Annotated in this window: 21 protein-coding genes; 8 read left to right on the top strand and 13 right to left on the bottom strand. The window is 65.5% G+C overall.

Features of this window, described 5'->3' with window-relative positions:
• Nucleotides 1-17: 17 nt before the first annotated feature.
• The 4 genes from ABL843_RS32340 to ABL843_RS32325 form a co-directional block, all read right to left on the bottom strand.
• Nucleotides 18-233 carry a hypothetical protein gene (locus tag ABL843_RS32340; RefSeq protein ID WP_418120807.1) on the bottom strand — a complete coding sequence of 72 codons (216 nt, stop codon included), beginning with the start codon at nucleotides 231-233 and terminating at the stop codon, nucleotides 18-20.
• Nucleotides 234-633: 400 nt separating this feature from the next.
• Complete coding sequence (locus tag ABL843_RS32335) at nucleotides 634-2,514, bottom strand: RecQ family ATP-dependent DNA helicase (RefSeq protein WP_418120806.1); 1,881 nt, start codon at nucleotides 2,512-2,514, stop codon at nucleotides 634-636.
• The gene (locus ABL843_RS32330) at nucleotides 2,514-2,981 is read right to left on the bottom strand and encodes a hypothetical protein (protein WP_418120805.1); all 468 of its coding nucleotides are present in this window, start codon (nucleotides 2,979-2,981) and stop codon (nucleotides 2,514-2,516) included. Before ABL843_RS32330 ends, ABL843_RS32335 begins: the two co-directional genes overlap by 1 nt.
• Before the next feature lie 253 nt (nucleotides 2,982-3,234).
• Complete coding sequence (locus ABL843_RS32325; protein ID WP_369662573.1) at nucleotides 3,235-4,101, bottom strand: LysR substrate-binding domain-containing protein; 867 nt, start codon at nucleotides 4,099-4,101, stop codon at nucleotides 3,235-3,237.
• A gap of 283 nt (nucleotides 4,102-4,384) precedes the next feature.
• Here ABL843_RS32325 and psrA (ABL843_RS32320) point away from each other — a divergent pair, with 283 nt between their 5' ends.
• The 4 genes from psrA (ABL843_RS32320) to ABL843_RS32305 all read left to right on the top strand — a co-directional run bounded on the left by psrA (ABL843_RS32320) (nucleotide 4,385) and on the right by ABL843_RS32305 (nucleotide 8,904).
• Nucleotides 4,385-5,479 carry an iron-containing alcohol dehydrogenase PsrA gene (gene psrA / locus ABL843_RS32320; protein ID WP_369662572.1) on the top strand — a complete coding sequence of 365 codons (1,095 nt, stop codon included), beginning with the start codon at nucleotides 4,385-4,387 and terminating at the stop codon, nucleotides 5,477-5,479.
• Nucleotides 5,480-5,558: 79 nt separating this feature from the next.
• Entirely contained in the window at nucleotides 5,559-6,872 is a 1,314-nt protein-coding gene (locus ABL843_RS32315) for an MFS transporter (RefSeq protein ID WP_418120804.1), read from the top strand.
• Nucleotides 6,873-7,021: 149 nt separating this feature from the next.
• Nucleotides 7,022-7,228, top strand: coding sequence for a hypothetical protein (locus ABL843_RS32310; protein WP_369662570.1), 207 nt, complete (start codon nucleotides 7,022-7,024; stop codon nucleotides 7,226-7,228).
• A gap of 242 nt (nucleotides 7,229-7,470) precedes the next feature.
• The gene (locus ABL843_RS32305; RefSeq protein WP_418120803.1) at nucleotides 7,471-8,904 is read left to right on the top strand and encodes a PAN domain-containing protein; all 1,434 of its coding nucleotides are present in this window, start codon (nucleotides 7,471-7,473) and stop codon (nucleotides 8,902-8,904) included.
• Nucleotides 8,905-8,989: 85 nt separating this feature from the next.
• On the opposite strand, the gene psrA (ABL843_RS32300) is transcribed toward ABL843_RS32305, so the two are convergent.
• The 4 genes from psrA (ABL843_RS32300) to phnD form a co-directional block, all read right to left on the bottom strand.
• Nucleotides 8,990-10,078 carry an iron-containing alcohol dehydrogenase PsrA gene (psrA, locus tag ABL843_RS32300; RefSeq protein WP_418120802.1) on the bottom strand — a complete coding sequence of 363 codons (1,089 nt, stop codon included), beginning with the start codon at nucleotides 10,076-10,078 and terminating at the stop codon, nucleotides 8,990-8,992.
• 82 nt (nucleotides 10,079-10,160) lie between these two features.
• The gene (gene phnE / locus ABL843_RS32295; protein WP_418120801.1) at nucleotides 10,161-10,988 is read right to left on the bottom strand and encodes a phosphonate ABC transporter, permease protein PhnE; all 828 of its coding nucleotides are present in this window, start codon (nucleotides 10,986-10,988) and stop codon (nucleotides 10,161-10,163) included.
• A 2-nt stretch (nucleotides 10,989-10,990) separates the two neighbouring features.
• The gene (phnC, locus tag ABL843_RS32290) at nucleotides 10,991-11,785 is read right to left on the bottom strand and encodes a phosphonate ABC transporter ATP-binding protein (protein ID WP_418120800.1); all 795 of its coding nucleotides are present in this window, start codon (nucleotides 11,783-11,785) and stop codon (nucleotides 10,991-10,993) included.
• Complete coding sequence (phnD, locus tag ABL843_RS32285) at nucleotides 11,782-12,654, bottom strand: phosphonate ABC transporter substrate-binding protein (protein WP_369662567.1); 873 nt, start codon at nucleotides 12,652-12,654, stop codon at nucleotides 11,782-11,784. The genes phnC and phnD overlap by 4 nt, the downstream gene beginning before the upstream one ends.
• 111 nt (nucleotides 12,655-12,765) lie before the next feature.
• Here phnD and ABL843_RS32280 point away from each other — a divergent pair, with 111 nt between their 5' ends.
• Nucleotides 12,766-13,695 carry a LysR substrate-binding domain-containing protein gene (locus ABL843_RS32280; protein WP_418120864.1) on the top strand — a complete coding sequence of 310 codons (930 nt, stop codon included), beginning with the start codon at nucleotides 12,766-12,768 and terminating at the stop codon, nucleotides 13,693-13,695.
• A 182-nt stretch (nucleotides 13,696-13,877) separates the two neighbouring features.
• Here ABL843_RS32280 and ABL843_RS32275 read toward each other — a convergent pair whose 3' ends face one another.
• The 5 genes from ABL843_RS32275 to ABL843_RS32255 are packed head-to-tail and all read right to left on the bottom strand — an operon-like array spanning nucleotide 13,878 to nucleotide 19,287.
• Nucleotides 13,878-15,266 (bottom strand): FAD-dependent oxidoreductase, encoded by a 1,389-nt coding sequence (locus ABL843_RS32275; protein WP_418120799.1) that lies wholly within the window; start codon nucleotides 15,264-15,266, stop codon nucleotides 13,878-13,880.
• A gap of 9 nt (nucleotides 15,267-15,275) precedes the next feature.
• On the bottom strand, nucleotides 15,276-15,848 hold the full coding sequence (locus tag ABL843_RS32270) for a phosphonate degradation HD-domain oxygenase (protein ID WP_418120798.1): 573 nt from the start codon (nucleotides 15,846-15,848) through the stop codon (nucleotides 15,276-15,278).
• Between the two features lie 6 nt (nucleotides 15,849-15,854).
• The gene (gene phnY, locus ABL843_RS32265) at nucleotides 15,855-17,303 is read right to left on the bottom strand and encodes a phosphonoacetaldehyde dehydrogenase (protein ID WP_418120797.1); all 1,449 of its coding nucleotides are present in this window, start codon (nucleotides 17,301-17,303) and stop codon (nucleotides 15,855-15,857) included.
• A 27-nt stretch (nucleotides 17,304-17,330) separates the two neighbouring features.
• Entirely contained in the window at nucleotides 17,331-18,557 is a 1,227-nt protein-coding gene (gene phnA / locus ABL843_RS32260) for a phosphonoacetate hydrolase (RefSeq protein ID WP_418120796.1), read from the bottom strand.
• Between the two features lies 1 nt (nucleotide 18,558).
• Complete coding sequence (locus tag ABL843_RS32255; protein WP_418120795.1) at nucleotides 18,559-19,287, bottom strand: phosphonate utilization associated transcriptional regulator; 729 nt, start codon at nucleotides 19,285-19,287, stop codon at nucleotides 18,559-18,561.
• A 163-nt stretch (nucleotides 19,288-19,450) separates the two neighbouring features.
• Here ABL843_RS32255 and ABL843_RS32250 point away from each other — a divergent pair, with 163 nt between their 5' ends.
• The 3 genes from ABL843_RS32250 (at nucleotide 19,451) to ABL843_RS32240 (ending at nucleotide 23,552) form a co-directional block, all read left to right on the top strand.
• Nucleotides 19,451-20,488 carry a putative 2-aminoethylphosphonate ABC transporter substrate-binding protein gene (locus ABL843_RS32250; protein WP_418120794.1) on the top strand — a complete coding sequence of 346 codons (1,038 nt, stop codon included), beginning with the start codon at nucleotides 19,451-19,453 and terminating at the stop codon, nucleotides 20,486-20,488.
• Between the two features lie 191 nt (nucleotides 20,489-20,679).
• Nucleotides 20,680-21,822 (top strand): putative 2-aminoethylphosphonate ABC transporter ATP-binding protein, encoded by a 1,143-nt coding sequence (locus ABL843_RS32245; RefSeq protein WP_369662561.1) that lies wholly within the window; start codon nucleotides 20,680-20,682, stop codon nucleotides 21,820-21,822.
• Complete coding sequence (locus tag ABL843_RS32240) at nucleotides 21,819-23,552, top strand: putative 2-aminoethylphosphonate ABC transporter permease subunit (protein WP_369662560.1); 1,734 nt, start codon at nucleotides 21,819-21,821, stop codon at nucleotides 23,550-23,552. The genes ABL843_RS32245 and ABL843_RS32240 overlap by 4 nt, the downstream gene beginning before the upstream one ends.
• Nucleotides 23,553-23,586: the final 34 nt, after the last annotated feature.

Here is a 23,586-nt window from a genome sequence, read left to right as displayed (position 1 = left end):
GGCGTGGGCCCCCTTCGTCACCGGCCCTCGCGTAATCGATTGAGCTCCGCGCGCCCCAGCGCGGTGATGTGCAAGATCACGCCGGGGCGATCGGCGATGCCCCCGGGCTCAGGAAGGTTTGCCTCGATCAGCTTGGCCGCAACCAACACGGCTGCGCACTCGATGTCGGCCTGGTCGTGGATGGCCAACGGCAAAGAAGCCTCCTCGATGCGTCGAAGGAAGTCCATCGGCATTGCAACTCCTCAACAGTTTGTTTGTGGCGGGAACATAGGGGTTGAGCCTTGCGCCTTCAAGGGTTGGATTGATCGGCTGTTCGGCGCATGCCCTCCACCTGCAACTGCATCGCGCCCTGCCGGTTCACCACAATCAAACGAATACAAACGTTCTGCAATTCGTCCACGAGCAATCAATCTCTCCCCTCCCTCCTCGCTCCACGGCTGCCCGCTTGGCCCGCTTCGGCGGGTCTTCTTTTTGCCGCGGGTTTTCCTCGTTGTTCTGCTGGCCAGGGTTCTGTGGCGGCGGGCAAGGCTCACGCCGTCCCAGGAGACAGCGTCCCGAGGCCCCACCTGAGCTCAGTGTTGCCATGCTTTCGAGCCCACGATCCGAGGCGACCTATCGCTCAGGTCGAGCCGCTCAGCCGGGCTGACTCCATCTTGCAGAGGCACTCAAGCCGGCATGCTTACTTTTGGCCAGGGCGCGCGCCGACGCACGGCTGGCCAAGAGGCCACCAGTCTCGATCTCGGAATCGGAGCTCGCCGACTTTCGCGGCATGCGACGACGGGTGACGTAGTCCGGATGGATGCAGCGCTGGGTGCCATCCTCGAAAGCCACCGTGACGGATCCCTCCGTCGAGGCGACGACGACGCCCGCACCAAAACGCCTGACCTGGACCGGATCGCTTTCGGCGAAAAGCACCGGTTTGCGTGCGCGCGCCTTCGCCTGAGGGCTCGCAGCAGCGGCCGCAGCCGCCGTTGTCGACGGCGTGCCCACGAGGATCGGCTGCGCCAGCGTGGCCTCATGGGCTGCAATACGATGGCAGTTGTCGCATGTGCCGCAGCGCTTCGCCTCGGCGGAGGGGTCCAGTTCGGCCAGCAGCAGTTGCCAGCGGCACTGCCCCGTCTGCGCGTACGACAGCATGCGCTCGAGCGTCTGCCGGTCCTGCAGCCGGCGCTCCTTGTAGGCGTCGAGCATCGTGCTCAGATCGACGCGCGAGGCGGCCTTCTGTCGAAGTGCCATCTCTCCTCGCCGGCCGATGCGCAGCAACTTTGCCTGCCGCAGCAAGGCCACAGCGGCCTGCATTTTGCTGCGAGGGCGATCCAGTGCATCGAGGAGGCTGGATGAGGTCCAGCCTTCGTCCACAGGCGGCGTGGCGAGCAACTGGCGATAGACCGCATCGAGGTCCTCGAGCTGGGGATACTTTCCAGCCAGAAAGAACTGCTGGATCACCCGGTCCTTAGGCTGGAAGAGCAGCACACAGCGTGCGCGCTGCCCATCGCGGCCGGCACGCCCCGCTTCCTGGTAGTAGGCGTGAAGACTCGACGGCATCTGGCAGTGAACGATGAAGCGAATGTCGGGCTTGTCGATGCCCATGCCGAACGCGTTGGTCGCCACCATCACCCGCGCCGCGCCGCTCATGAAACGCTCTTGTGCTTCTCCGCGCTCGCGCGTTCCCAATTTGCCGTGATAGATCGCGACCGACTCGTTCCGCGCGCGCAGAAGCTCGAAGGCCTGCTCGGCGGCCTTCACCGTGGCGGCATAGACGATGCCGCTGCCGGCTTCCTGCTGCACCAGTTCCACGACGCGCCGCTGGCGATCCTCCTCCTGCTGCATCTGCTCCACCGCGAAGTGCAGGTTGGCGCGATAGGCGCCCGTCTCGACCAATCCCCCGCGCGGGATCGCGAGGTGTTTCATCACGTCGGCGGCGACCTCCGACCCGGCCGTTGCGGTGAGCGCCAGCACGGTGGGAGTGCCCAGCGCCCGGATGGCAGGGCCGATGTCGAGGAAGGCCGGCCGAAAGTCATGGCCCCATTGCGAGATGCAGTGCGCCTCGTCCACCGCCACCAGGGCCACAGGATGGGCCGCGAGCTGCTCCAGGAAGGCGTGATCGGCGAGCCGCTCGGGTGTGGTCAGCACGATGCGCGCGCTGCCATCGCTCAGTGCCGTTTCGGCCGCAGCGAGCTCGTCCGCGGAAAGGGCGCTGTTGACCTGGATCGCCTGGATCCCCAAGGCTCTGAGCCTGTCGCACTGGTCCTTCATTAGCGCGATCAGCGGGGAGATCACCACCGTGCGTCCCTCGAGCAGCAGCGCCGGCAACTGGTAGCACAGCGACTTTCCCGCGCCCGTGGGCATCACGGCGAGGGTGGACCGCCCTTGCATGACCCGCTCGATGACTTCGGCCTGGCCGGCGCGCAGCCGGGTGTGCCCGAACACGCGGCGCAAGGTGCGGTTCAGCGGGTTGGACGATGGCCACTGTCTGGTGGCTCTGGTGGCGGCAGGGGCGCGGGTGGAAGGCATCAGCGCTGCTGGCGACCTTCGCCTTCGCCCTCTCGGCCCTCCCCGCCCTCTTCCTCTTCGCCTTCTCCATCGGCTGCGACTTCGTCGGCCAGGTCCTGCGCGCTGAGTGCCTCCGGGTCGTCCACCGAGCTCTCCGCCTCGGCCGCGGCATCCGGGAGGACACCTACGCGGTCCGGGAGTATGTCGGCATTGGTGGGGGTTTCGACCCCGCCTTCGGCCGCCGCGCGGTTGTCGCCCGATGCGTCGCTGCCGCTGTCGCTGGAGTCACTCGGCCCGAGGCTCTCCGCATCGGTGCCCTTCGGTGTGACGGGCGCGTGCTCGCCGCCGAGGATGCTACTGGTTGCCATGATCTCTTTGCCTCGATAGGAAGATGCGCCAAGACTGCGCGCCGCCGGACGCCGAGGAAGTAGGAGATTTGCGCGTTCCGGCCGCTTCTGATTTCGGTCGAGACGCAGCAGGTCATGCATCTATCGTGAGGTTGAGCAGTGCCGTGGCCGGGACCACACCATTGCTGAACGGCCACAGCCAATGCGTGACGCCCAGTCCAGAGGGTTGGACACGGCGCCGGTCGGCACCCCCGCCGGATTGACGCCGGTGCCCAGCGACAGCATCACGATGTCCGATATGGCACTCGCATAGCCTTGGTAGATCTCCTGAGCGTCGCGGCTTCCCGACGAGCGACACCCCGGGTGCTTCCAGCATGCGATGCGGTAGGACTTGTCAGCGAAGAGCGACGTCGAAGAGGGCCTTGATCAGCGGTCTCTGACTGCGCACCTCGAGGCAACACAGCGAGTAATTGATCGACAGTTGCTCGTCATCAACCACCACTGCAGCCAAGCCGGGCAAGGGAATGAACTCCACTTGGGTGACGAAACTCACGCCCATGCCATTGGCAACCGCATGCAGGATGGCTTCGCGGCTGTTGATCTCCATGATGCAGTCGAGCGGCACATTGGCCTGCTCGCATGCACGCTCCACCCGGTGTCTTGTCTTCGAGCCGGGTTCACGCAAGATCAGCGCCTCACCCTGGATGTCGCCGGTGGCGATGCTGGTTCGCTTCGCCCATGGATGGGCCTGCGGCACGACTGCGACGATGCGCTCGCTGCGGTAGTGCACGATGTGCAGCCCCTCGACGCCCGGAGGTTCAGCAACGATGCCCACATCGATGTCGAAGTCTTGCAAGCCCTGCAGCGTCGACTTCTCCGAGCCAATAGAAACCGTAAGTTCGATCGATGGATACGCCTGTCGAAAGGTGCGCGCAAGCTCCAGCGCGATAGGCGGCGACACCGCGCCGACGCGGACCAGCCCCGCCTTGAGCTTATGCACGCTCTGGAGAAACTGGAGCGCCTCTTCCTCCTGACCGAACAGTCCCTGCGTGATCGCATAGAGCCGCTCACCTGCGGCAGTGAGTTTCACGCCTCGCCCACCACGCAGGAAGAGCTCGACATTGAAGCGCGTCTCGAGCGCCTTGACCTGATCAGTGACGGTGGGCTGCCCGATGTGCAAGTACTGCGCCGCTGCAGTGAACCCTCCCGTCTTGGCGACGGCGTGGAAGCAACGGATCGATTTGTAGTACTGGTGAAACATGTCAAGGCTGTCCGCGGAACAAATGCGAGGGATGCCAGCGAGACTCTCACACGCGATCGCGCAGTGCATGCGCGCTTACCCGTGTTTTCCCTATGCAACGCCCATCACGTCGCGTCGTCAGGGTCTTCACTTCGAGGCGCGCTCGGCGATCCATCGGTTTTGGACCAGGCGCGCACCGCAAATGCGATTGGACGACGCACCGCCTCGCCCAGACACTGCGCCCAATGCCAATACGCGAAGTCGCGCGGCGCTGATGAATACATCCCACACGGAGACCATTTCGATGCCCCACACTTATCACAACCCCGTTTCGATCCATAGTGGCCGAGGCAGCCTCGAGCGGCTGCCAGCAATTCTCCACGGCCGTCGGGTCGTGCTCGTCACTTTTCCAGAGGCCCGCGGCCTCGGTCTCATCGCGCGACTTGAGGGACTGCTGAAAGACAGCCTGGTCGGCGTTGTCGAAGACGTGCGTCCCAACCCCGACGTCGAGCAACTCGAGGCCCTGTACAACAAATTCTGGAGCGAAGGCGCCTCGTGCGACGCGATCGTCGCAGTGGGAGGAGGCAGCGCCATCGACACGGCGAAGGCGCTGATGGTCGGCACGGCGGGCGGGAAATTCCATGAGCTCGTGGGCCTGCTTGCCACGGGCCAGCCCTTCACTCCGACAAGCGTCAAACCGCTGATCGCCGTGCCCACCACCGCCGGCACCGGCAGCGAAGTGACTCCCTGGGCAACGATCTGGGACGCCGGCAACCAGAAGAAGTACTCGCTGCACCTGGACATGACCTGGCCTGAGGCTGCCATCGTCGATCCCGAGCTCATGACCACGGTCCCGGCGGGAACTACGGTGTCGACGGGGCTCGATGCGCTTTCGCACGCACTGGAGTCGATCTGGAACGTGAATGCCAATCCGGTTTCCGACACTTTTGCCGTTTCGGCGATACAGGACATCTTCACCTGCCTGCCAGCGCTGCTGAGGGACCTGGGCAATCTCGACCTGCGCGAGCACATGGCGCTGGCCGCGCTCAAGGCCGGCATGGCCTTCTCCAACACAAAGACGGCGCTCGCACATTCCATCTCGTACGAGATGACGCTGCGCCACGGCTTGCCACACGGCATCGCTTGCTCTTTCACGCTGCCGATCGTGCTCGAGAAGGCCTGGGCCAAGTCGGCAGACCGCGACCTTACGCTGCAGCGCGTGTTCGGGCCCGACCTCTCGGCCGCAAAGCAGCGCTTGCGAGACTTCCTCAACGGCCTGGGCGTCAAGACCGAATTCTCCGACTACGGCGTTGCAGACGCCGAGGCGGCAGCCATGATTGCGCGCGCCATGGAGGGCGCGCGCGGAAAGAACTTCATCGGCGCGCCGATGGCCGCCTAGCCATCCAAGCTTTCCCAACCAGACATGTCGGCAAAGAACCGGCACCGGGGAATCAGTCGGTAAATCAACGGAGACAAAAATGCAGATAGCCAACCAGACCTTGACGGCAGGCACCTACGTATCGCCGCTCGATAACTCGTTTCGCAAGGCGCAGTGGCGAATGCTGCTCGCGGCCATGTTCTGCTACTTCTTCTTCTACACAGGACGGCAGACCTTCGGCTTCGCGATCCCGGGCATCCAGAAGGAGTTCGGGCTTTCGAAAGAGGTGCTGGGCTGGGCCTCGACCTCGTTGCTGTGGTGCTATGCCATCGGCCAGGCCATCAACGGCAACCTGGGCGACAAATTCGGCGGACGTCGCGTGATGACGGCAGGCGCCATCCTCTCGTGCGCGGCCAACTGGATCGTCAGCTTCGCGGTGGGCTTCAAGAGCCTGGCCGTTCCCTGGGGCATCAACGGCTATTTCCAGGCCCTGGGCTGGGCGCCGGGCAGCCGGCTGCTGTCGAACTGGTGGGGCGCGAGCGAGCGCGGCAAGGTCTACGGTTTCTACGTGTTTGCCGCCGGTTGCGCTTCGGTGCTGTCTTTCGTGACCTCGATCATCGTCATCAACGTGCTGCACCTCGAATGGCGATGGATCTTCCGACTGCCGGTGCTGCTGATGCTGGTCGGCGGCATCGCCTTCTACCTGATTGCCCGTGAGCGTCCGGAAGATCTGGGTTTCAAGTCACCCGACACCGGCGCAGCCGACAACACCCCTCAAAAGCCCCCGGGCGGGCTGACCAACAGCGGGCCCGCGGAAAATTCATGGTCACGCTACAAGGCCGTGCTCAGCAACCCCAGGCTGATGATCGCCGCATTGGCCATCGGCTTCCAGAACGCCGCACGGTATGGCCTCATCGTCTGGGTGCCGGTGCACTTCCTCGGCAAGGACTGGGCCAAGGCCGCCGACGGGATGATGGATCCCGCCTGGATCTCGGTGGCGCTGCCGGTGGGCATGGCCTTCGGTGCGCTCACCAACGGCTGGATTTCCGACAAGGTGTTCGGCTCCACGCGTTACAAGGCCATCGTGCTCTACATGCTGCTGGGTGCCGTTGCCTCGATGGGCATGTATCTCGTACCCACCAGCATCCTCGGGCTGGGGCTGCTCTTCCTGGCGGGCTTCTTCGTCTATGGACCAGCATCGTCGTTCTGGGCACTGTGCCCCGACCTGGTGGGCGCCCAGCGCGCCGGCACGGCAACCGGCGTCATGAACTTCTTCTCATATCTGCTGGCCGGCCTGGGCGAACCGTTGATCGGCCGGATGCTGGACCATTCGGGCAACACGTCGGTGGTGTTCCCCATCGTCGCGGCAAGTTGCCTCATCAGCGCCTTCATTGCGGTGTTCATCCGTCGTTGACGGCAACTGCACAGTGGCGCTTCTGCGTGCCCTGCCGCGCGGCGGCACGACACTGGCGCATGACGCTTGCGCGTTCGAGGTCCACAAGATGCTCGCGCAATCTCGACGCCACATGGACTCTCCAAGCAACCAACCACCGAGGATCTGCAATGACTTCATCAGCGACCAAGTCGGCAGCGGTGGCCTGCGTGGCCGCGGTCCCGATCCTCGCTCCAAGCGGCAGCGAAAACACGGTCTCGGATTCAAGGAATGAACGCGAACTTGGCATGGCCGGGGAACGTCTGCATCAAGACCTGGCCTTCGAAGTCGCCGCCAAGTGGATCCGCAGATACCACCGGCAGCTTTCGGGCGAGTGACCACGGCGACGCGTTCGCAATCTGCGCTCACGTGTTGGCATCGATGCTCTTGAACTACGCAAGCACGGGTCGTCTCACGCGACACATGCGGGCAACCCTGCAGTGCCACAACGTGAGTGTTCCGCCAGCGCGCAGCGTCGCAGTCCCCAACCACTTGAACACGACTTCGAGCACATGGATCGCGCCGAGCAGGCTGCCATTGAAACGACGACATCCTTCACCACACCATCAGGAAACATCACATGAAAGCATTGGTTCGCGCCGGACTGACGTGTCTGTTGATTGCGCTCACCGCCCCTGCGAGTGCCGCGACGCTCGATGCATTCGAGCAGTCGCCAAATGCTGCGATCTCGGGTTACAACGTCGAAAATCTCACTCAGGTTACACCTGAAACGTGCGCCACGGCCTGTCTCGGCGCGCCACGCGCCGCATGGTGCGTGTCCTTCGATTTCGACAAGGTCAACATGAGTTGCGACCTCAGCGACAAGCGCGCGGTCGACATAGGCGGCCTGAAGACGGACTACCCCAACAATCCCTATGACCACTACAGCCTCAAGCCCGACCCGCTGAAGCCTTTCATGCGCACGCCCGACGCAGCGATCAGCGGTCACAACACCGAGAGCCTGCAAGCCGTGACGCCCGGCGATTGCGCCAACGCGTGCACCGACGCGAGCCGCTCCGGATGGTGCAAATCCTTCGACTACTACAAGTCCCAGCAGCGCTGCGACCTCAGTGACAAGCGCGCCAGTGATGTGGGTGGACTGAAGAACGACTATCCCGGCAACCCCTACGACCACTACTCGCTGATTGCCGGCGAGGGTATTCCCAACCCGGTGCCGGGCAACAAACACGTCATGCTGATCGGCATCGACGGCCTGCGCGGCGACGCGATCCAGTGCCAGGGCTGCGTGCAGACGCCCGCGATGTCGGCACTGATCGCAGGGGGTGCTTTCCATGGCAATTTGCTGGCGGGCGGCACCAAGCAGGCGACGGTGAGCGGACCCGGCTGGTCCTCGGTGTTCACCGGCTTTTGGGCCGACAAGCACGGCGTGACCTCGAACGACACGAACCTGAAGGTGCTCAAGACCCACGTGTTCGATCAGATCAAGCAGACCTGGCCGACGGCGACGACGGCGGTCGTGGGCGACTGGTTCAACATCACCCACAACCTGCGCCCCGCGAAAGCGGACTTCGTGGTCGCCAATGCGGCGAAGAACTCCCAGGAGGCCACCGATGTGGTCAAGGGATGGCTGGGCTGGAAGAACCCGCCTACAGCCATCTTTTACTACCTCCACAACGTTGACATCCACGCGCCGAGCTATGACCCGTTCAATGCCTACTACCAGGGCAAGATCGCCGGGGAGGACCAGCAAATCGCGCAGGTGCTTGCCGCACTCACTGCACGGGCGAACTACGCCAACGAGGAATGGCTGATCGTGGTGACTTCGGACCACGGCGGCACAGGCAGCGGCCATGGCGGGCAGACGGCGGCGGAGCGAAGCACCTTGCTCATCCTGAACAACAACTATCTCAACCCGCTGAAGGCCAGCTACTGTCAAGGCAATCTGAGTGCGACCGCGAAGTTGCAGGTAGATGGCGCGACGCCGCACATTCTGGACTTTCTGGGATTGCCCAATGGCTCCGAAGGACAGAAGCATTCGGCTTGCGGAAACTGACTGAAGACGCGCGCATTGGTATGTGCGGCGAAGGGGGCGGCACAAAACCAGTCCAAGGTAGAGGAAGAAAGAACCAAGGACCGGCTCAGCCGGCGGCGATGAAATTGCGCCCGCGCGGCCCTTGCAGCGCCTGGTCGACCCGCGCCGACCAATCGGCTTCCGCGATGCCGTAGTCTGACGGGCGTGTGCTCACGCCCAGCGCATGCAGGAAGTCCGTCAGCGCGGCAACGGCGGCGGCCGGGCTGGGTGCGTCGAAGACGGCCATCAGTTGCGCGTCCACCGCCGCGTCGCGCCCCAGCGCCAGCGCCATCACGCGCGGCAGGCTGAACGAGCAGGCGATGCCGTGCGCGGTGCCGGTCGCCAGCGTGATGTCGTAGGACAGCGAATGGGCCAGCGCGGTGCGCGTGTTGGAGAAGGCCAGGCCAGCCTGCAGCGCCGCGGTGGCCATGGCCTCGCGCAGGCTGACTTGCCCGGGCTCGCGCATCAGCGCCGGCAGGGTGCGGACGATGGCACGCGCGGCATCGACGGCCAAGCTGGCCGAGATCGGGTTGCGATGCACGTTCCACAGCGCCTCGAAGGCATGCGACAGCGCGTCCAGCCCGCTGGCCAGCGTGGCTGCGGGCGGCAGGCTGCCCATCAGCGAGGCGTCGACGATGGCCGCCTCCGGCCAGGTGCAGTCCAGGTGCAGCGAGAGCTTGCGCGCGCCCGCCTGGTCCCACACCGTGGCCCACGGCGTCACCTCGCTGCCGGTGCCGGCGGTGGTGGGCAGCGCGATCAGGCGGCGATGGCCGTCGACGGCCAGCCCCTGCGGGTCACCTTCCATGGCGCGCACGAGCTCGTGGAAGTGGCCGCTGCGGGTGCGCACCAGCATGGCCTTGGCGCAGTCGATGGTGCTGCCGCCGCCCAGCGCGACCACGCACTCGGCCTGCGCGCTTGGCGCCCACAGGCGCTCGTACATCGGCGCCAGCCAGTCCACATCGGGGTTGGGGCGCACGTCGGTCTCGAGCGCTACCAGGCACTCGCCTAGCAGCGCACGCACGCGCGGCAGCAGGCCCACCTGCTGTGCTTCGGGGAAGGCGATGAGGATGGCGCGGCGCGCGCCGAGCAGCGCGGGCAGGTGCCGCAGCGCGTCGGTGCCCGAACGGATGACGACGGGGTTGTGGTAGCTCCACATGGGAATTCGCAAGTAGTGAGAAAACAGGAACGCGGCCGGGCCCCGCGCAGCACGGCTGCGCGGGGCGCGGAATGCAGGCCGCTCAGTGGCGGCCGCTGCTCTGAATGCGGTGGCGCAGCTGGCTCGACACCAGGTCGGCCACGATGACCATCGCCATGATCACGAGGATGCAGGTGGCGGTCTCTTGGTAGCGGAACAGCTTGAGGCTGCCGACCAGCTCGAAGCCCAGCCCGCCCGCGCCGACCATGCCCAAAACGGTGGCCGAGCGCAGGTTGACCTCGAAGCGGTACAGCAGCACGGCGATCCACGCCGTCAGCACCTGCGGCAGCACGCCGAACACCACCACCTGCAGTGGCCGCGCGCCGGTGGCGCGCAGCGCTTCGAGCGGGCCCTGGTCGATCTCCTCGATCGCCTCAGCGAAGAACTTGCCCAGCATGCCCGCCCCGTGCACGGCCAGCGCCAGCACGCCCGGGAAGGGGCCGAGGCCGACGGCCGACACGAACACTAGCGCGAGGATCAGTTCGTTGATGCTGCGCACCACGTTCAGCAGTTGGCGCGTGCCCTGGTAGACCCAGCGGTTGGACTGCAGGTTGCGCGCCGCCAGGAAGGACAGCAGCACCGCCGCCGGCACCGCCAGCAAGGTGCCCCACACGGCGATCTGGATCGTCTCCAGCGCCGGAGCCACCAGGCGGCCCAGAATGGCGGTGTCGGGCGGCATGGTGCGGCCGATGAAGTCGGCGATCTGCGGCAGGCCGGCTGCCAGCTCGCGCCAGCTCAGCTGCGCGCCGGCCGCGCTCCAGTCGAGCACCCAGACCAGCGCGAGCGTGCCCAGCGCCATCGTGATCCAGCCGCGGGTGTCGCGCGGCTCGGGGCCGGTCCAGCGCCAGCGGGTATCGGTAGAGGCTTGCATGTTCAGCCCTCCAGGCCGGCGGCCAGCATGATGGGGGCGCCCGGCGCGGGCGCGGGTTGGGCGGGCTCGGCCGAGGGCGCGTAGATGCGCTCGATGTCGGCTTCGGTGAGCGTGTCCGGGCGGCCGTCGAAGACCACACGCCCGTGCGCGAGGCCGACGATGCGATCGCCGAACTCGCGCGCGTAGTCGACCTGGTGCAGGTTGCACACCACCGTGATGCCCAGCTCGCGCGCGGCGCTGCGCAGGTCCTCAAGCACCGCGCGGGCGGTGTGCGGGTCGAGGCTGGCGACCGGCTCGTCGGCCAGGATCACGGCCGGCTGCTGGGCCAGCGCGCGGGCGATGCCCACGCGCTGCATCTGGCCGCCGGAGAGCGCGTCGGTGCGCTCGTTCGCCTTGTGGGCCAGGCCCACGCGCGCCAGGCAGGCGTGCGCCAGCGCGATGTCCTGGCGGCGGAACAGTTGCAGGCAGGAGCCGAGCACCGATACCGAGCCCAGCCGCCCGGTGAGCACGTTCTTCAGCGCCGTCAGCCGCGGCACCACGTGGTGGTGCTGGAAGATCATTGCCACCTTGCGGCGCAGCGCACGCGGGTCGCGGCAGCGCATCGCGTCAATGCCGTCGATGCGCAACTCGCCGCCGTCAGCGATTGCCAGCCGGTTCATGCAGCGCAGCAGCGTGGACTTGCCCGCGCCCGACTGCCCCAGCACCACCACGAACTCGCCGCGGGCGGCCTGGAAGTCGACGCCGCGCAGCACCGGGTTGCCGCCGTAGCGCTTGGTCAGCTGGCGAATGTCGATCACTTCATGCTCCGCAGGTCCAGCTTGAGCGTCTTGGCGGTGTCGCGGATCACGTTGTAGGCCGCGTCATTGGTCGGCTGGAAGCCGTTCAGCACGCCTTGGTCGCCCCACGGCAGGTCCTTGATGTTGGCCAGGGCCTTGGCGACCTTCTCCTTCAGGGCCGGGTCCAGGTCCTTGCGCCACACCATCGGCGATTCGGGGATCGGCTGCGAGGACCAGACCACGCGCAGGTCCTCCTGCTTGACCTGGCCCTTGGCGATGGCCGACGCGAGGATGCGGTCGGCGACCGCCGCCGCATCCACCTTCTTGTTGGCCACGGCGAGGATGCTGGCGTCGTGGGAGCCCGAGAAGATCACGCGGCTGAAGTGCGTCTCGGGGTTGAAGCCGCCCTGCAGCAGCCCGGCCTTCGGGAACAGGTGGCCCGAGGTGGAGGTCGGGTCGACGAAGGCGAAGGTCTTGCCCCTGAGGTCGGCGGGTGCGGTCGAGCCGCTGTCGCTGCGCGCGATGATCACGCTCTTGTACGAGCTCTGACCGGTCTTCTTGGTCACGGCCACGGCGAAGGCCTCGACGTCCGCCACCGAGCTGGCGAGCACGTAGGAGAACGGGCCGAGGTAGGCGACATCCAGCTTCTTGGCGCGCAGCGCCTCGATCACGCCGTTGTAGTCGGTGGCGACGAAGGGCTTGACCGGCATGCCCAGCTGCTTCTGCAGGCTGTCGATCACCTGACGGCTGCCTTCGATCATCGCCTGCGAATCCTCGGCCGGAATCAGGCCGATGGTTAGCGTCTGCTGGGCCAGCGCGGGCCAGGCCAGCAGGGGCAGCACCAGGGCGAACAGGGCGCGGCGCAGGGGAGAAAAGTGCGAGGGTCTCATGGAGGTGGGGGCTGTGAGGAAGACGACACCCGAGAGACTAGAAAGCCAAGATGACGCAGAGATATCAAATCGATCATGAATTTGTCATCGCAATATCGTAAAAATCTATGGATGTCGGCCGTCCAACTTCGCGCCTTCCTCGCCGTGGCCCAGAACGGCAGCTTCAGCGCCGCGGCGCGCTTCCTGAAAGTCAGTCAACCCACGCTCACCACGCAGGTGCAGGCGCTGGAGCGACGGCACGGTGTGCAGCTGTTCTACCGCCGCGGCCACGGGGTCGCGCTGACGGACGTGGGCGAGCGGCTGCTGCCGTTGGCGCGCCAGCTCGGCGCGCTGGAGGTCGAGGCCTACAACCTGCTGCACGACAACGGGGAGCTCAACGCCGGACACCTCAAGCTGGGCGCGGTCGGCCCCTTCCATGTGATCGAGATGGTGGACGCCTATCGCAAGCGCTACCCCCGCATCGATGTCTCCATTCGAATGGGGAACTCGACAAGCGTGTTTCGCGATCTGGAGGACTACACCGTCGATCTCGGTGTGCTCGCCCGCTTCCACGAGGCGCCTGGCTTCTCGGCCATGCCGTATGCACGGCACGCCGTGGTGCTGTGCGTCAACACCGAACATCCGTTCGCCAGGCGCCAGGCAGTCGCACTCGAGGAACTGCACCGGCAGCCGCTGCTGCAGCGGGAGAGCGGCTCGAGCACCCGCAGGGCGATGGAACAAGCCATGAAGGCCGCAAACGTGGTGCCCAAATTGGCGATGGAAATCGGCAGCCGCGAGGCACTACGCGAAGCCGCGATCCGGGGAATGGGCATCTGCACGGTCTCCGAGGCCGAGTTCATCCCCCACGAGCAATTGCACATGGTGCGCATCGCGGGCGACCCCGCCTGGACAGAAACCTATCTCTATTGCCTCGAGGAACGACGCCAGAGCCCACTGCTCGATTCGTTCATCGATATCGTTTCGATTCTTTCACCGTCACGGCCTTGTAGGCCGGTTGCCAATGGCACCCAAGGGCACAAGCACGCTGCCTGCGGAGACTGAGAGAAGAAAGTGTGCGCCTAAAAATGCATCGGGGCGCATCCTGCGCGTTCGACCTTGCTGCTCCGGGGGAATCGCCTGATGATGACGTTTCATCGATCCCCCTCCCCTTCCTTCGGGGATTCCCGGATTGCCGGTTCCGTACCTCCGTCTCGCGGTTCCGGCTAGGCTTGAACGTCGGACGTTCAGGCCTTGTCCGCCTTGCCTGCAGCGTTGGCCAGTTTGCTGAGCAGGCGATCGACCAGCCACGGCGAGCGGTCCTCGTCCTCGGCCCGCTCCTTGCGGCGGATTGCGTTGCGCACTGCGATCGAGCCGAGGTAGCGCATCGGCTCCGGCGGAAAGTGACCGAGCGGCCCCTTCGTGATCGGGCTTCGCGTCCAGACGTTGTCCTGGTCAAGCACCAGCGACGAGAGGATCTGGCCGCCCATGTAGGTCGGCCCGACGCCGTTGCCTGAATAGCCAAAGCCGTAGTAAATATGCGGCGCGCCGTCGAGCTTGCCGAAGAAGGGAAAACCCGTCACCGAGCGGTCGGACGGCCCGTTCCAACTCGCGGTGATCGGCGTGTCGCGCAATGCCGGGAAGAACGAATGCAGGGCCTGCGTGAGCTCGCCCTCGTAAGGCGAGCGCTCGTCGAACACCTTGGCCATGCGACCGCCCCAGGCGAAGGTGTTGCCTCCCTTGCCCAGCATGATGCGGCCGTCGACTGTGCTGCGGTAGTAGTACACGAAGGTGCGCGAGTCGAGCACCGACACGCCGTCGGTCAGCCCGATCTGCTGCAGCAGATCGGGGCAGCGCTCGGTGATGATCATGTCGCTCGACACGATGGCGATGGTCCGCTCGAACTGCGGGAAGCGGCTGGCCATCCACGCGTTCATCGCCAACACCAGTTTCTTCGCGCGCACGCGCCCGGTGGGCGTGTGCACCAGCACGGGCTGTTCGGTGCTGAAGTCGAGCATCGGCGTGCGCTCGTGGATGCGGATGCCCATGGCCAGCGCCACGCGCCGCAGCCCGCGCACCAGCTTGCCCGGATGCACGGTGGCGGCGATCGGCGAGTACACGCCGGCCAGGTTGCGCGCCGAGCCCGAGCGCCGCGCCACCTCGTCGGGCGAAAGCGCGTGGTACGAGTGGATGCCGCGCGCCTCCAGCGCCTGCATCATCGGATCGAGCGTGCCGATTTGTGCCTGCGAGGTCGCGGTGTAGAGCGTGCCGTCGCGCCGCAGCTCGGCGTCGATGTTGTGCGCCGCGCAGAAGTCGGCGATGTGCCCCACCGCCGCTTCCGACGCCTTCACGAGGCGCACCGCCTCGTCTTCGCCGAACAGCCGCTGCAGGGTCAAAAACTTGGCCGACCAGGTGAGCAGGCAACCGCCGTTGCGCCCGCTGGCGCCGGCGCCACACAGGTCGCTTTCGAGAATGACGATGTCAAGCGACGGCGCCTGCAGCTTGGCCTGGATGGCCGTCCACAGGCCGGTGAAGCCGCCGCCGACGATGCAGACGTCAGCGCTCGTTTCGCCTTGCAGCGCCGGGGCCAGATCGCCATCGTTGAAGAGCGCTTGTTCGATCCAGAAGGGGCGCATCCGTGTGCCTTAAGCGGTGGCGAGGGCTTGCCTGTGTTCGGCGGAACTGATCTCGAGGTGGCGCACGAAGTGCGCGAGGCCGGGCATGTGGGCATCGGCCAGCTTGGCCGTGTCGTCCCACTGCCGCAGGCGTACCGCGTCCATCGCATACGGCAAGACCTCGAAGGCTTTCGCCTGGGCCTCGTCGAACACGCCGCCCTGCAGTTGCAGGCTGCGCTTCGAATCGGCCGACAGCGCCTCCAGGTAGCCGGGCACGCGCGCGCATAGGAAGCGCTTGGCGTCCACGTGCAGCCGGATCGGCTCCAGCGTGGCCGGGCCGAACAGCGCGCGAAGAAACGGCAGGCAGCGGTACTGGTGCAGGTCGTCCAGGCCCTGCCGGGTCGGCGTGCCGCCGAAGTCGTGCAGCAGGTGGCCCAGGTCGTGCAGCAATGCCGCGGCGATCAGCGCGCTGCCCGCTCCCTCCTGCTCGGCGAGATGAGCCGACTGCAGCGCATGCTCAAGTTGCGTGACCGGCTCGCCGTCGTACTGCGCGCCGCCCTTGGTTTCGAACAGGCCGACGATGTCGGGAATGCTCAGGCTCATCGTTGTCTACCAGGGCAGCGAATAGGTCTTGGTGTTGGTGAAGCTCTTCATCGCCTCGAGCACGCCTTCCTTGTAGCCCAGGCCCGAGTCCTTGATGCCCCCGAAGGGCGTGAGCTCCAGCCGGTAGCCCGGCACCTCGCGCACGTTGACGCTGCCCACGTTCAGCTCGCGGATGAAGCGCGTGATGTAGTCCATGCGGTTGGTGCACACCGCCGACGACAGGCCGTAGGCCGTGCCGTTGGAGATGCGGATCGCCTCCTCGATGTTCCTGAAGCGGATCACCGGCGACACCGGCCCGAAGGTCTCGTGCCTGGCCACCGTCATCTGCGGGTCCACATGGTCGAGCACCGTCGGCGAGTACAGCGCACCGCGGCGCTCGTTGCCGTAGAGCAGCTGCGCACCGGCCTTGATGGCCTCGTTGACCACCGCCTCGAACTGGATCGCCGCGGCCTCATCGATCACCGTGCCCATGTCCGTGGCCGGGTCCATCGGATCGCCGTACTTCAAGGCCTTCGTCTTGGCCACCAGCAGCTCGACGAACCGGTCGGCCACCGACTCGTGCACCAGCATGCGCTTGATGGCCGTGCAGCGCTGGCCCGAGTTCTTGTACGACCCGCTGGCCGCCAGCGTCGCGGCTTCCTCGACGTCGGCGTCCTCCATCACGATGATCGGGTCGTTGCCGCCCAGCTCCAGGACCTGGCGCTTGTACACCGCCTTGCCCGCGATGTACTTGCCGATGGCCACGCCGCCGGTGAAGGTGACCAAGTCGACGTCGGCGCTGGTGAGCATCTCGTCGGCGATCTCCTTCGGGTCGCCGGTGACCACCGACAGCATCTGCGGCGGCAGGCCCGCCTCGTACAGGATGTCGGCCAGGATGAAGGCCGTCAGCGGCGTCTTCTCGCTGGGCTTGAGCACCATGCGGTTGTTGGTGGCAATGGAGGGAGCCACCTTGTGGATCACTTGGTTCAGCGGATGGTTGAACGGCGTGATGGCGGTGATGGCGCCCTGCAGCGGCTCGCGCAGCGTGTAGACCTTGCGGCTCTTGCCGTGGTGGGTGAGGTCGCAGGAGAACACCTGGCCGTCGTCCACCAGGGCCTGGTTGGCCGCGAACAGCAGCACGTCGGAGGCGCGGCCCACTTCGTACAAGGAGTCCTTGCGGCACAGGCCCGACTCCATGGTGATGACGCGCGAGATCTCGTCCAGGCGCGAGGCGATGATCTCGCCGGCGCGCATCAGGATCTTGTAGCGCTCGTAGCGCGTGAGCGTGGGCTTGTAGTCGCTCGCGATCTTGTAGGCCACCCGCACGTCCTCCAGCGTGGCCTTGGGCACGGTGGCGATGACTTCGCCGGTGTAGGGGTAGGTGACCTCGATGGTGCGGTCGCGGTGCACGCGCTCGCCGGCAATGCGCAGGGCCTCGCGGTGGACGGTGCCTGGCTTCAGGATGGCTTGGCTCATGGGGAAGTGCTCCGGAAGTCGTTGTCGTTACTGGGCGCGGTTCAGCGCGATGTCCAGCGCATCGAAGTTGCGCAGCCGGCGACCGGCGGCAATGCCGGTGACCGGGCGGTTGCAGATCAGCGGCACGCGCTGCTCCGAGACGCCGCCGTGCGAGCGCAGCGGCACTTCCAGCGCCGAGAGGTCGTGGCGGCTGGCCGAGGTGCCGATGACGGTGCTCTGCTCGCTGACCACCACGATGTCGCCGATGCGATCGGGCGGCAGCTCGAAGCGTTCGGCGGCGTCCTTGCGCGAGAGCACCAGTTCCATGCCGGGGATGCCCTTGATGCGCTCGATCCAGCCGGGCACGCTGGCTTCAGCGGGCGCGTACACGGTGGCGAAGGAGCCGAGCGCGCCGTGGTGCACCACGTAGGGGTCGGTGATCGGCAGGATGACCCGTGCCTCGTCTTGGCCGTACCAGCCGTCGAGCACGTCCTGCAGGTAGATGACCTTGGGCGCGCCGGCTGCGTCGTGCTTGTCGTTCATGCCGTGGTCGGCGGTGACGACGATGGTGGCGCCCAGGGCGTCGAGCTGCGCGAGGTAGCCGTCCATCATGGCGTAGAAGGCGTTGGCGGCGGGGCTGCCGGGGGCGGCCTTGTGCTGCACGTAGTCGGTGGTCGACAGGTACATGAGGTCGGGGCGGCGCGACTCCATGAGCTTGACGCCGGCGGCGAAGACGAACTCCGACAGTTCGGCGCTGTACACCGAGGGCACGGGCATGCCGACCATGTCGAGCACGTTGTCGATGCCGTTCTCCTCCATCGTCACCTGGTCGGACTTCTCCGACGAGAAGCAGATGCCCTTCATGCGGTGGCCCAGCAGCTTGCGCAGCTTGTCCTTGGCGGTGACGACGGCGACCTTGGCGCCCGCGTCCGCGAAGGCGGCCAGCACGGTGCCCGCGCGCAGGTACTTGGGGTCGTTCATCATGACTTCCTGGCCGAGCTCGCGGTCGAAGAAGTAGTTGCCGCAGATGCCGTGCACGGCCGGGGGCACGCCGGTCACGATCGACAGGTTGTTCGGGTTGGTGAACGAGGGCACCACGCAGTCGGCCAGCAGGTCGGCGCCGGACTTCCTCATGCGGTCGAAGTACGGGGCCACGCCGGCGGCGATCGCCGCGTCGAGGTACGCGGGCTCGCAGCCGTCAACGCACACGACCACGACCGGGCGCGACATCCAGCGGTAGCTGCGGGCGTTGACTTCGAGTGTCTCCTGTGTCATTTCAGACTTCCTTTTGGGGTGGGTTGTTCGGGGCTTCAATGGGAGCGGAATCGACGCGGCCGAAGGCCTTGTGCATCCGTGCGCGGCTGTCGGCGACGTGCTTGCGCAGCGCCTGCCCAGCGATGTCGGGATTGCCGCTGGCAATGGCATCGACGATCACGCGGTGCTCGTCGGCCGAGACCCGCAGGCCGCCGCCGCTGTCGAGCGCGCGCATTCTGAAAAGGTGCAGTTCCTTTACCAGGCGCTTGTAGGTTTCGGTGAGCTTCTTGCTGCCGGCGGTGTCGAGCAGGATTTCGTGGAACTGCAGATTGAGCTGCGCGTATTGCTCCACGTCCTGCGCCTGGGCTGCCGAACGCATCGCGTCGAGCATGGCGCGCAGGCGCTCGATGGCGTCGGGCTTGATGGCAACCGCCACGCGCCGGCCGATGACTTCTTCCAGCGCCTCGCGCAGTTCGTAGATTTCGTCGGCTTCCTCGAACGCGATCTCGCGCACGAAGACGCCGCGGTTCTTTTCGTTGCGCACGAGGCCGGCCTCTTCCAGCGCCCGCAGCGCTTCCCGGATGGGGCCGCGGCTGGTGTTGAAGCGCTGCGAAAGCTCGCTCTCGTTGATGCGGCTACCGACGGGAAGCTCGCCCGTCATGATCAAACGCTCGATTTCTTCCTGCATCAGCATCGGCAGCGAGCTGGACTGGAGGAATGCGAGGGCGGCGGAGTGATTGCTGGTGACCATGGGGCGTATTTTCCCGATGAATTGAAAACTGTCAACAATTTTTTATTGACAGTCTCCAATCAGCAATCTACATTGCAAACACCGAACGGCGTTGGCCACCCTCGCGACGGCGCCAGCCCTCACCCTCTTCAAGTGACAGCCAGCCTCTCAGGAGAAACGACAGATGACGATGAAACAAAGCACGCGCCGTCTCACGGCCGCCCTGTGTGTTGCAGCCCTCGGCCTCATGTCCGGCGGTGCGCGGGCGCAGAAGATGCCGCTCCTGGTCTATACGGCGCTCGAAACCGACGCCATGAAGCTCTACAAGGACGCCTTCGAAAAAGCCAACCCCGACATCGAGGTGAAGTGGGTGCGCGACTCCACCGGCATCGTCACCGCCAAGCTGCTGGCCGAAAAAGCCAACCCGCAGGCCGATGTGGTGGCCGGCTTGGCCGCCAGCAGCCTGGCACTGCTGCAGCAGGAGGGCATGCTGCTTCCTTACGAGCCCAAGGGTTTCAAGGACCTGAACCCCGCGTACTCCGACGCGGCGCGCCCGCCTGCCTGGGTTGGCATGGACGTGTGGGCCGCCACCATCTGCTTCAACCACGTCGAGGCGAAGAAGCTCGGCCTGCCCAAGCCCGAGAGCTGGAAGGACCTGACCAAGCCCGTCTACAAGGGCACGATCTCGATGCCGCACCCGGCCTCCAGCGGCACGGGCTATCTCGATGTGTCGTCGTGGCTGCAGAACATGGGCGATGCCGAAGGCTGGAAGTACATGGACGCGCTGCACCAGAACATCGCGCAGTACGTGCACTCCGGCTCCAAGCCCTGCAAGCAGGCGGGCGCGGGCGAGTTCCCCATCGGCATCTCCTTCGAGTTCCGCGCGCACCAGGTGAAGAAGTCGGGCGCCCCGGTTGACCTGATCTTTCCGAAGGAAGGCCTGGGCTGGGACATCGAGGCCACCAGCCTCATGAAGACCAGCACGAAGCTGGAGCAGGGCAAGCGCTTCGCCGACTGGATGGCGAGCAAGGAGGCCAACCAGATCAGCGCGCGCTGGTGGGCCGTGGTCGCCTACCCGGGCGTGGTCTCGAAACTCGAAGGCATTCCCGACAACTACGAGAAGCTGCTGGCCAAGAATGACCTGAACTGGGCGGCCAAGAACCGCGAACGCATCCTCGCCGAGTGGAGCAAGCGCTACGAAGGCAAGGCGGAGCCCAAATAAGAGCTCGCCCCCCGGGGCTGCGCGCACCCCGCGTCGCTCTGCCCCCTACCCGGGACGACGCCAGCGGCCCGGCGAAGCCGGTTCCGCAGCGTCCCCGCGAAGCAGACACCTTGTGAATTGATGGCCGCGCCGGCCTTTTTCCAACCCGCGACGCCAAGTGCAGCGGCGCCTACTTCCAACGAGTGCGAAAAATGGACATGACCGACACCCGCTTCATCGCCAGCCAGTTGCCCGCCGCCGCACCGCCCGCGGCGCTCGAGATCATCGGCGTTCGCAAGGACTTCGAAGCCTTCAGCGCGCTGCGCGATGTGCACCTGCGCGTGAACCCGGGCGAGATGCTGTGCTTTCTGGGCCCCTCGGGCTGCGGCAAGACCACGCTGCTGCGCATCATCGCGGGCCTGGAAACCCAGACCTCCGGACAGATCCTGCAGAACGGCAAGGACGTCTCGTGGCTGTCCGCGGACAAGCGCGACTACGGCATCGTGTTCCAGTCGTATGCACTTTTCCCCAATCTCTCGATTGCCGAGAATGTCGGCTACGGCTTGGTCAACAGTCGCGCCAAGCGCGACCAGATCCATGCCCGGGTCGATGAATTGTTGAAGCTCGTCGGCCTTCCGACCTCCGGCCACAAGTACCCCAGCCAGCTCTCGGGCGGCCAGCAGCAACGCGTGGCGCTGGCCCGCGCGCTGGCCGCCCGCCCTGGCCTGCTTCTGCTGGACGAGCCGCTCTCAGCGCTCGACGCGCTGGAACGCATCCGGCTGCGCGGTGAGATCCGCCGGCTACAAAAGCAGGTCGGCATCACCACCATCATGGTTACACACGACCAGGAAGAGGCGCTGTCGATGGCTGACCGCATCGTGGTCATGAACCACGGCGTGATCGAGCAGGTCGGCACGCCGATGGAAGTGTACGAACAGCCGGCCACCCCTTTTGTGGCGGACTTCGTGGGCAAGGTCAACGTGCTTCGCTCGGTGGCGCTGGGCAACCACCGCTTCCGGGTGGGCGACATGGAGCTCGAATGCGACGCCTGCGATGGCGCTTTCGAACCCGGAGAGGCTGTCAACCTGTACCTTCGCCCGGAGGACCGCGCGGTCGAGCAACTGCGCGATGACACGCCCAACCGCCTGCAAGCGAAGGTGACGAAGGTCGAGTTCCTCGGCGGCCAGTGCATCGCCGAGGTGACCGCCGATGCGCTGCACGGGCAGGTGCTGGGTCTGCACTTCTCCCTCAACCAGTTGCACGACCTGGACATCCGCGAAGGCAACACCATCGACATCGCGCTGCGCGCCAACCGCATCCGCGCCTTTTCCGCCACACGCACGCCAAAGCCATGAACGCGCTGGCCCACCCTACTGCCATCAAGACCGCCTTCGCCGCACGACCTGCGCTGCGCTGGAGCCGCGACGAAACCATCGCGCGGGCCATCCTGTTCGTGGTGATGGCGATGCTGTTTGTCTTCCTGATCGCACCGCTCGCCACCATCCTCGCGCATGCGGTGCAGGACAAGGACGGGCGATTCATCGGTCTGGCCCACTTCATCACCTACTTTCAGACGCCGAGCCTGCTGCGCGCGGCCTGGAACTCAGTCTGGGTCTCGGCCGCGGTAGTGATGATCTCGGTACCGACGGCCTTCGTCTTCGCCTATGCGCTCACGCGCAGCCGCATGCCTGTGTCGCTGAAGGCGCTGTTCCGACTCATCGCGCTCATCCCGCTGCTCGCGCCCTCGCTCTTGTCGGCGATCTCGTTCGTACAGTGGTTCGGAAACCAGGGGGCTCTCAAATTCCTGCTGGGCGGCGCATCGATCTACGGTGCACCGGGAATCATCCTGGCCGAGGTTTACAACACCTTTCCGCATGCGCTGATGATCCTCGTCACTGCGCTGTCGCTGGCCGACGGTCGGCTGTACGAAGCCGCCACCGCGCTGCGCACGCGGCCACTGCGTCAGTTCATGACGATCACACTACCCTCGTGCAAGTACGGCCTTATCAGCGCGGCCACCGTCGTCTTCACCTATGTGGTGAGCGATTTCGGCGCGCCCAAGGTGATTGGCGGCAATTTCAATGTGCTCTCAGTGGATGTCTTCAAGCAGGTCGTAGGACAGCACAACTTCGCCATCGGCGCGGTAGTGGGCATGCTGCTGTTGCTTCCGTCGGTGGTCTCGTTCGTGATCGATTACGTGGTACGGCGCAAGCTGAAGGCGCAACTCACCGCCCGCTCGGTCCCCTACAGCCCCAAGCCTCGGAAGGTGGCCGATGCGCTGCTGACGCTCTTTTGCGCAGTGGTGTGCGGCCTGCTGCTGGCCACCATCGGCATGGCGGTCTATACCTCGCTGATTTCGCTCTGGCCCTACGACCTGTCATTCACGCTCAAGCACTACCACTTCGTGCTGTTGGAGAGCGAGATGGCAGCCGCCTACGGCAACAGCCTGCTCGTGGCGATTGTCACTGCCGTGGCCGGCTCGCTGATCGTCTTCATGGGCGCTTATCTGATCGAGAAGACGCGCAATCTGGGCCTCATGCGCCGCGGCATGCACCTGATGGCCGTGCTTTCGATGGCGGTGCCGGGTCTGGTACTCGGGCTGGGCTACGTGATGTTCTTCAACCATCCAGCCAACCCACTGAACTTTCTCTATCAGACGATGGCAATCCTGATCATCTCGATGGTGGTGCACTACTACACCTCGAGCCACCTGACGGCCGTGACGGCGCTCAAGCAGATCGACAATGAGTTCGAGGCCGTCTCGGCCTCTCTCAAGGTACCGTTTTTCAAGACCTTCCTGCGTGTGACGGTGCCCGTGTGCCTGCCAGCCATTCTCGACATAGGACGCTACTTCTTCGTGGTGTCGATGGCCAGCCTGTCATGCGCGATCTTTCTCTACACGCCGGAGACCATCCTCGCGTCGGTCGCGATCATGCACCTGGACGACGCTGGGGACATCGGCCCGGCAGCCGCACTCGCGAGCCTGATCGTCGTCACCTCGACGCTGGTGTGCATCGCCTACGCATTGCTCACGCGTGTGCTGCTGGCACGAACGCAGGCCTGGCGCAACCTCGGCCGCGGCTGAGCTATTCCCTTTTTTCTCCCGACCCTCCTTCTCA

Source organism: Variovorax sp. 350MFTsu5.1 (assembly GCF_048302515.1).
In the GTDB taxonomy this organism is placed as follows: domain Bacteria; phylum Pseudomonadota; class Gammaproteobacteria; order Burkholderiales; family Burkholderiaceae_C; genus Variovorax; species Variovorax guangxiensis.
Note: the sequence above shows the minus strand (reverse complement) of the source record. Positions and strands in the feature narration are given on the sequence as shown.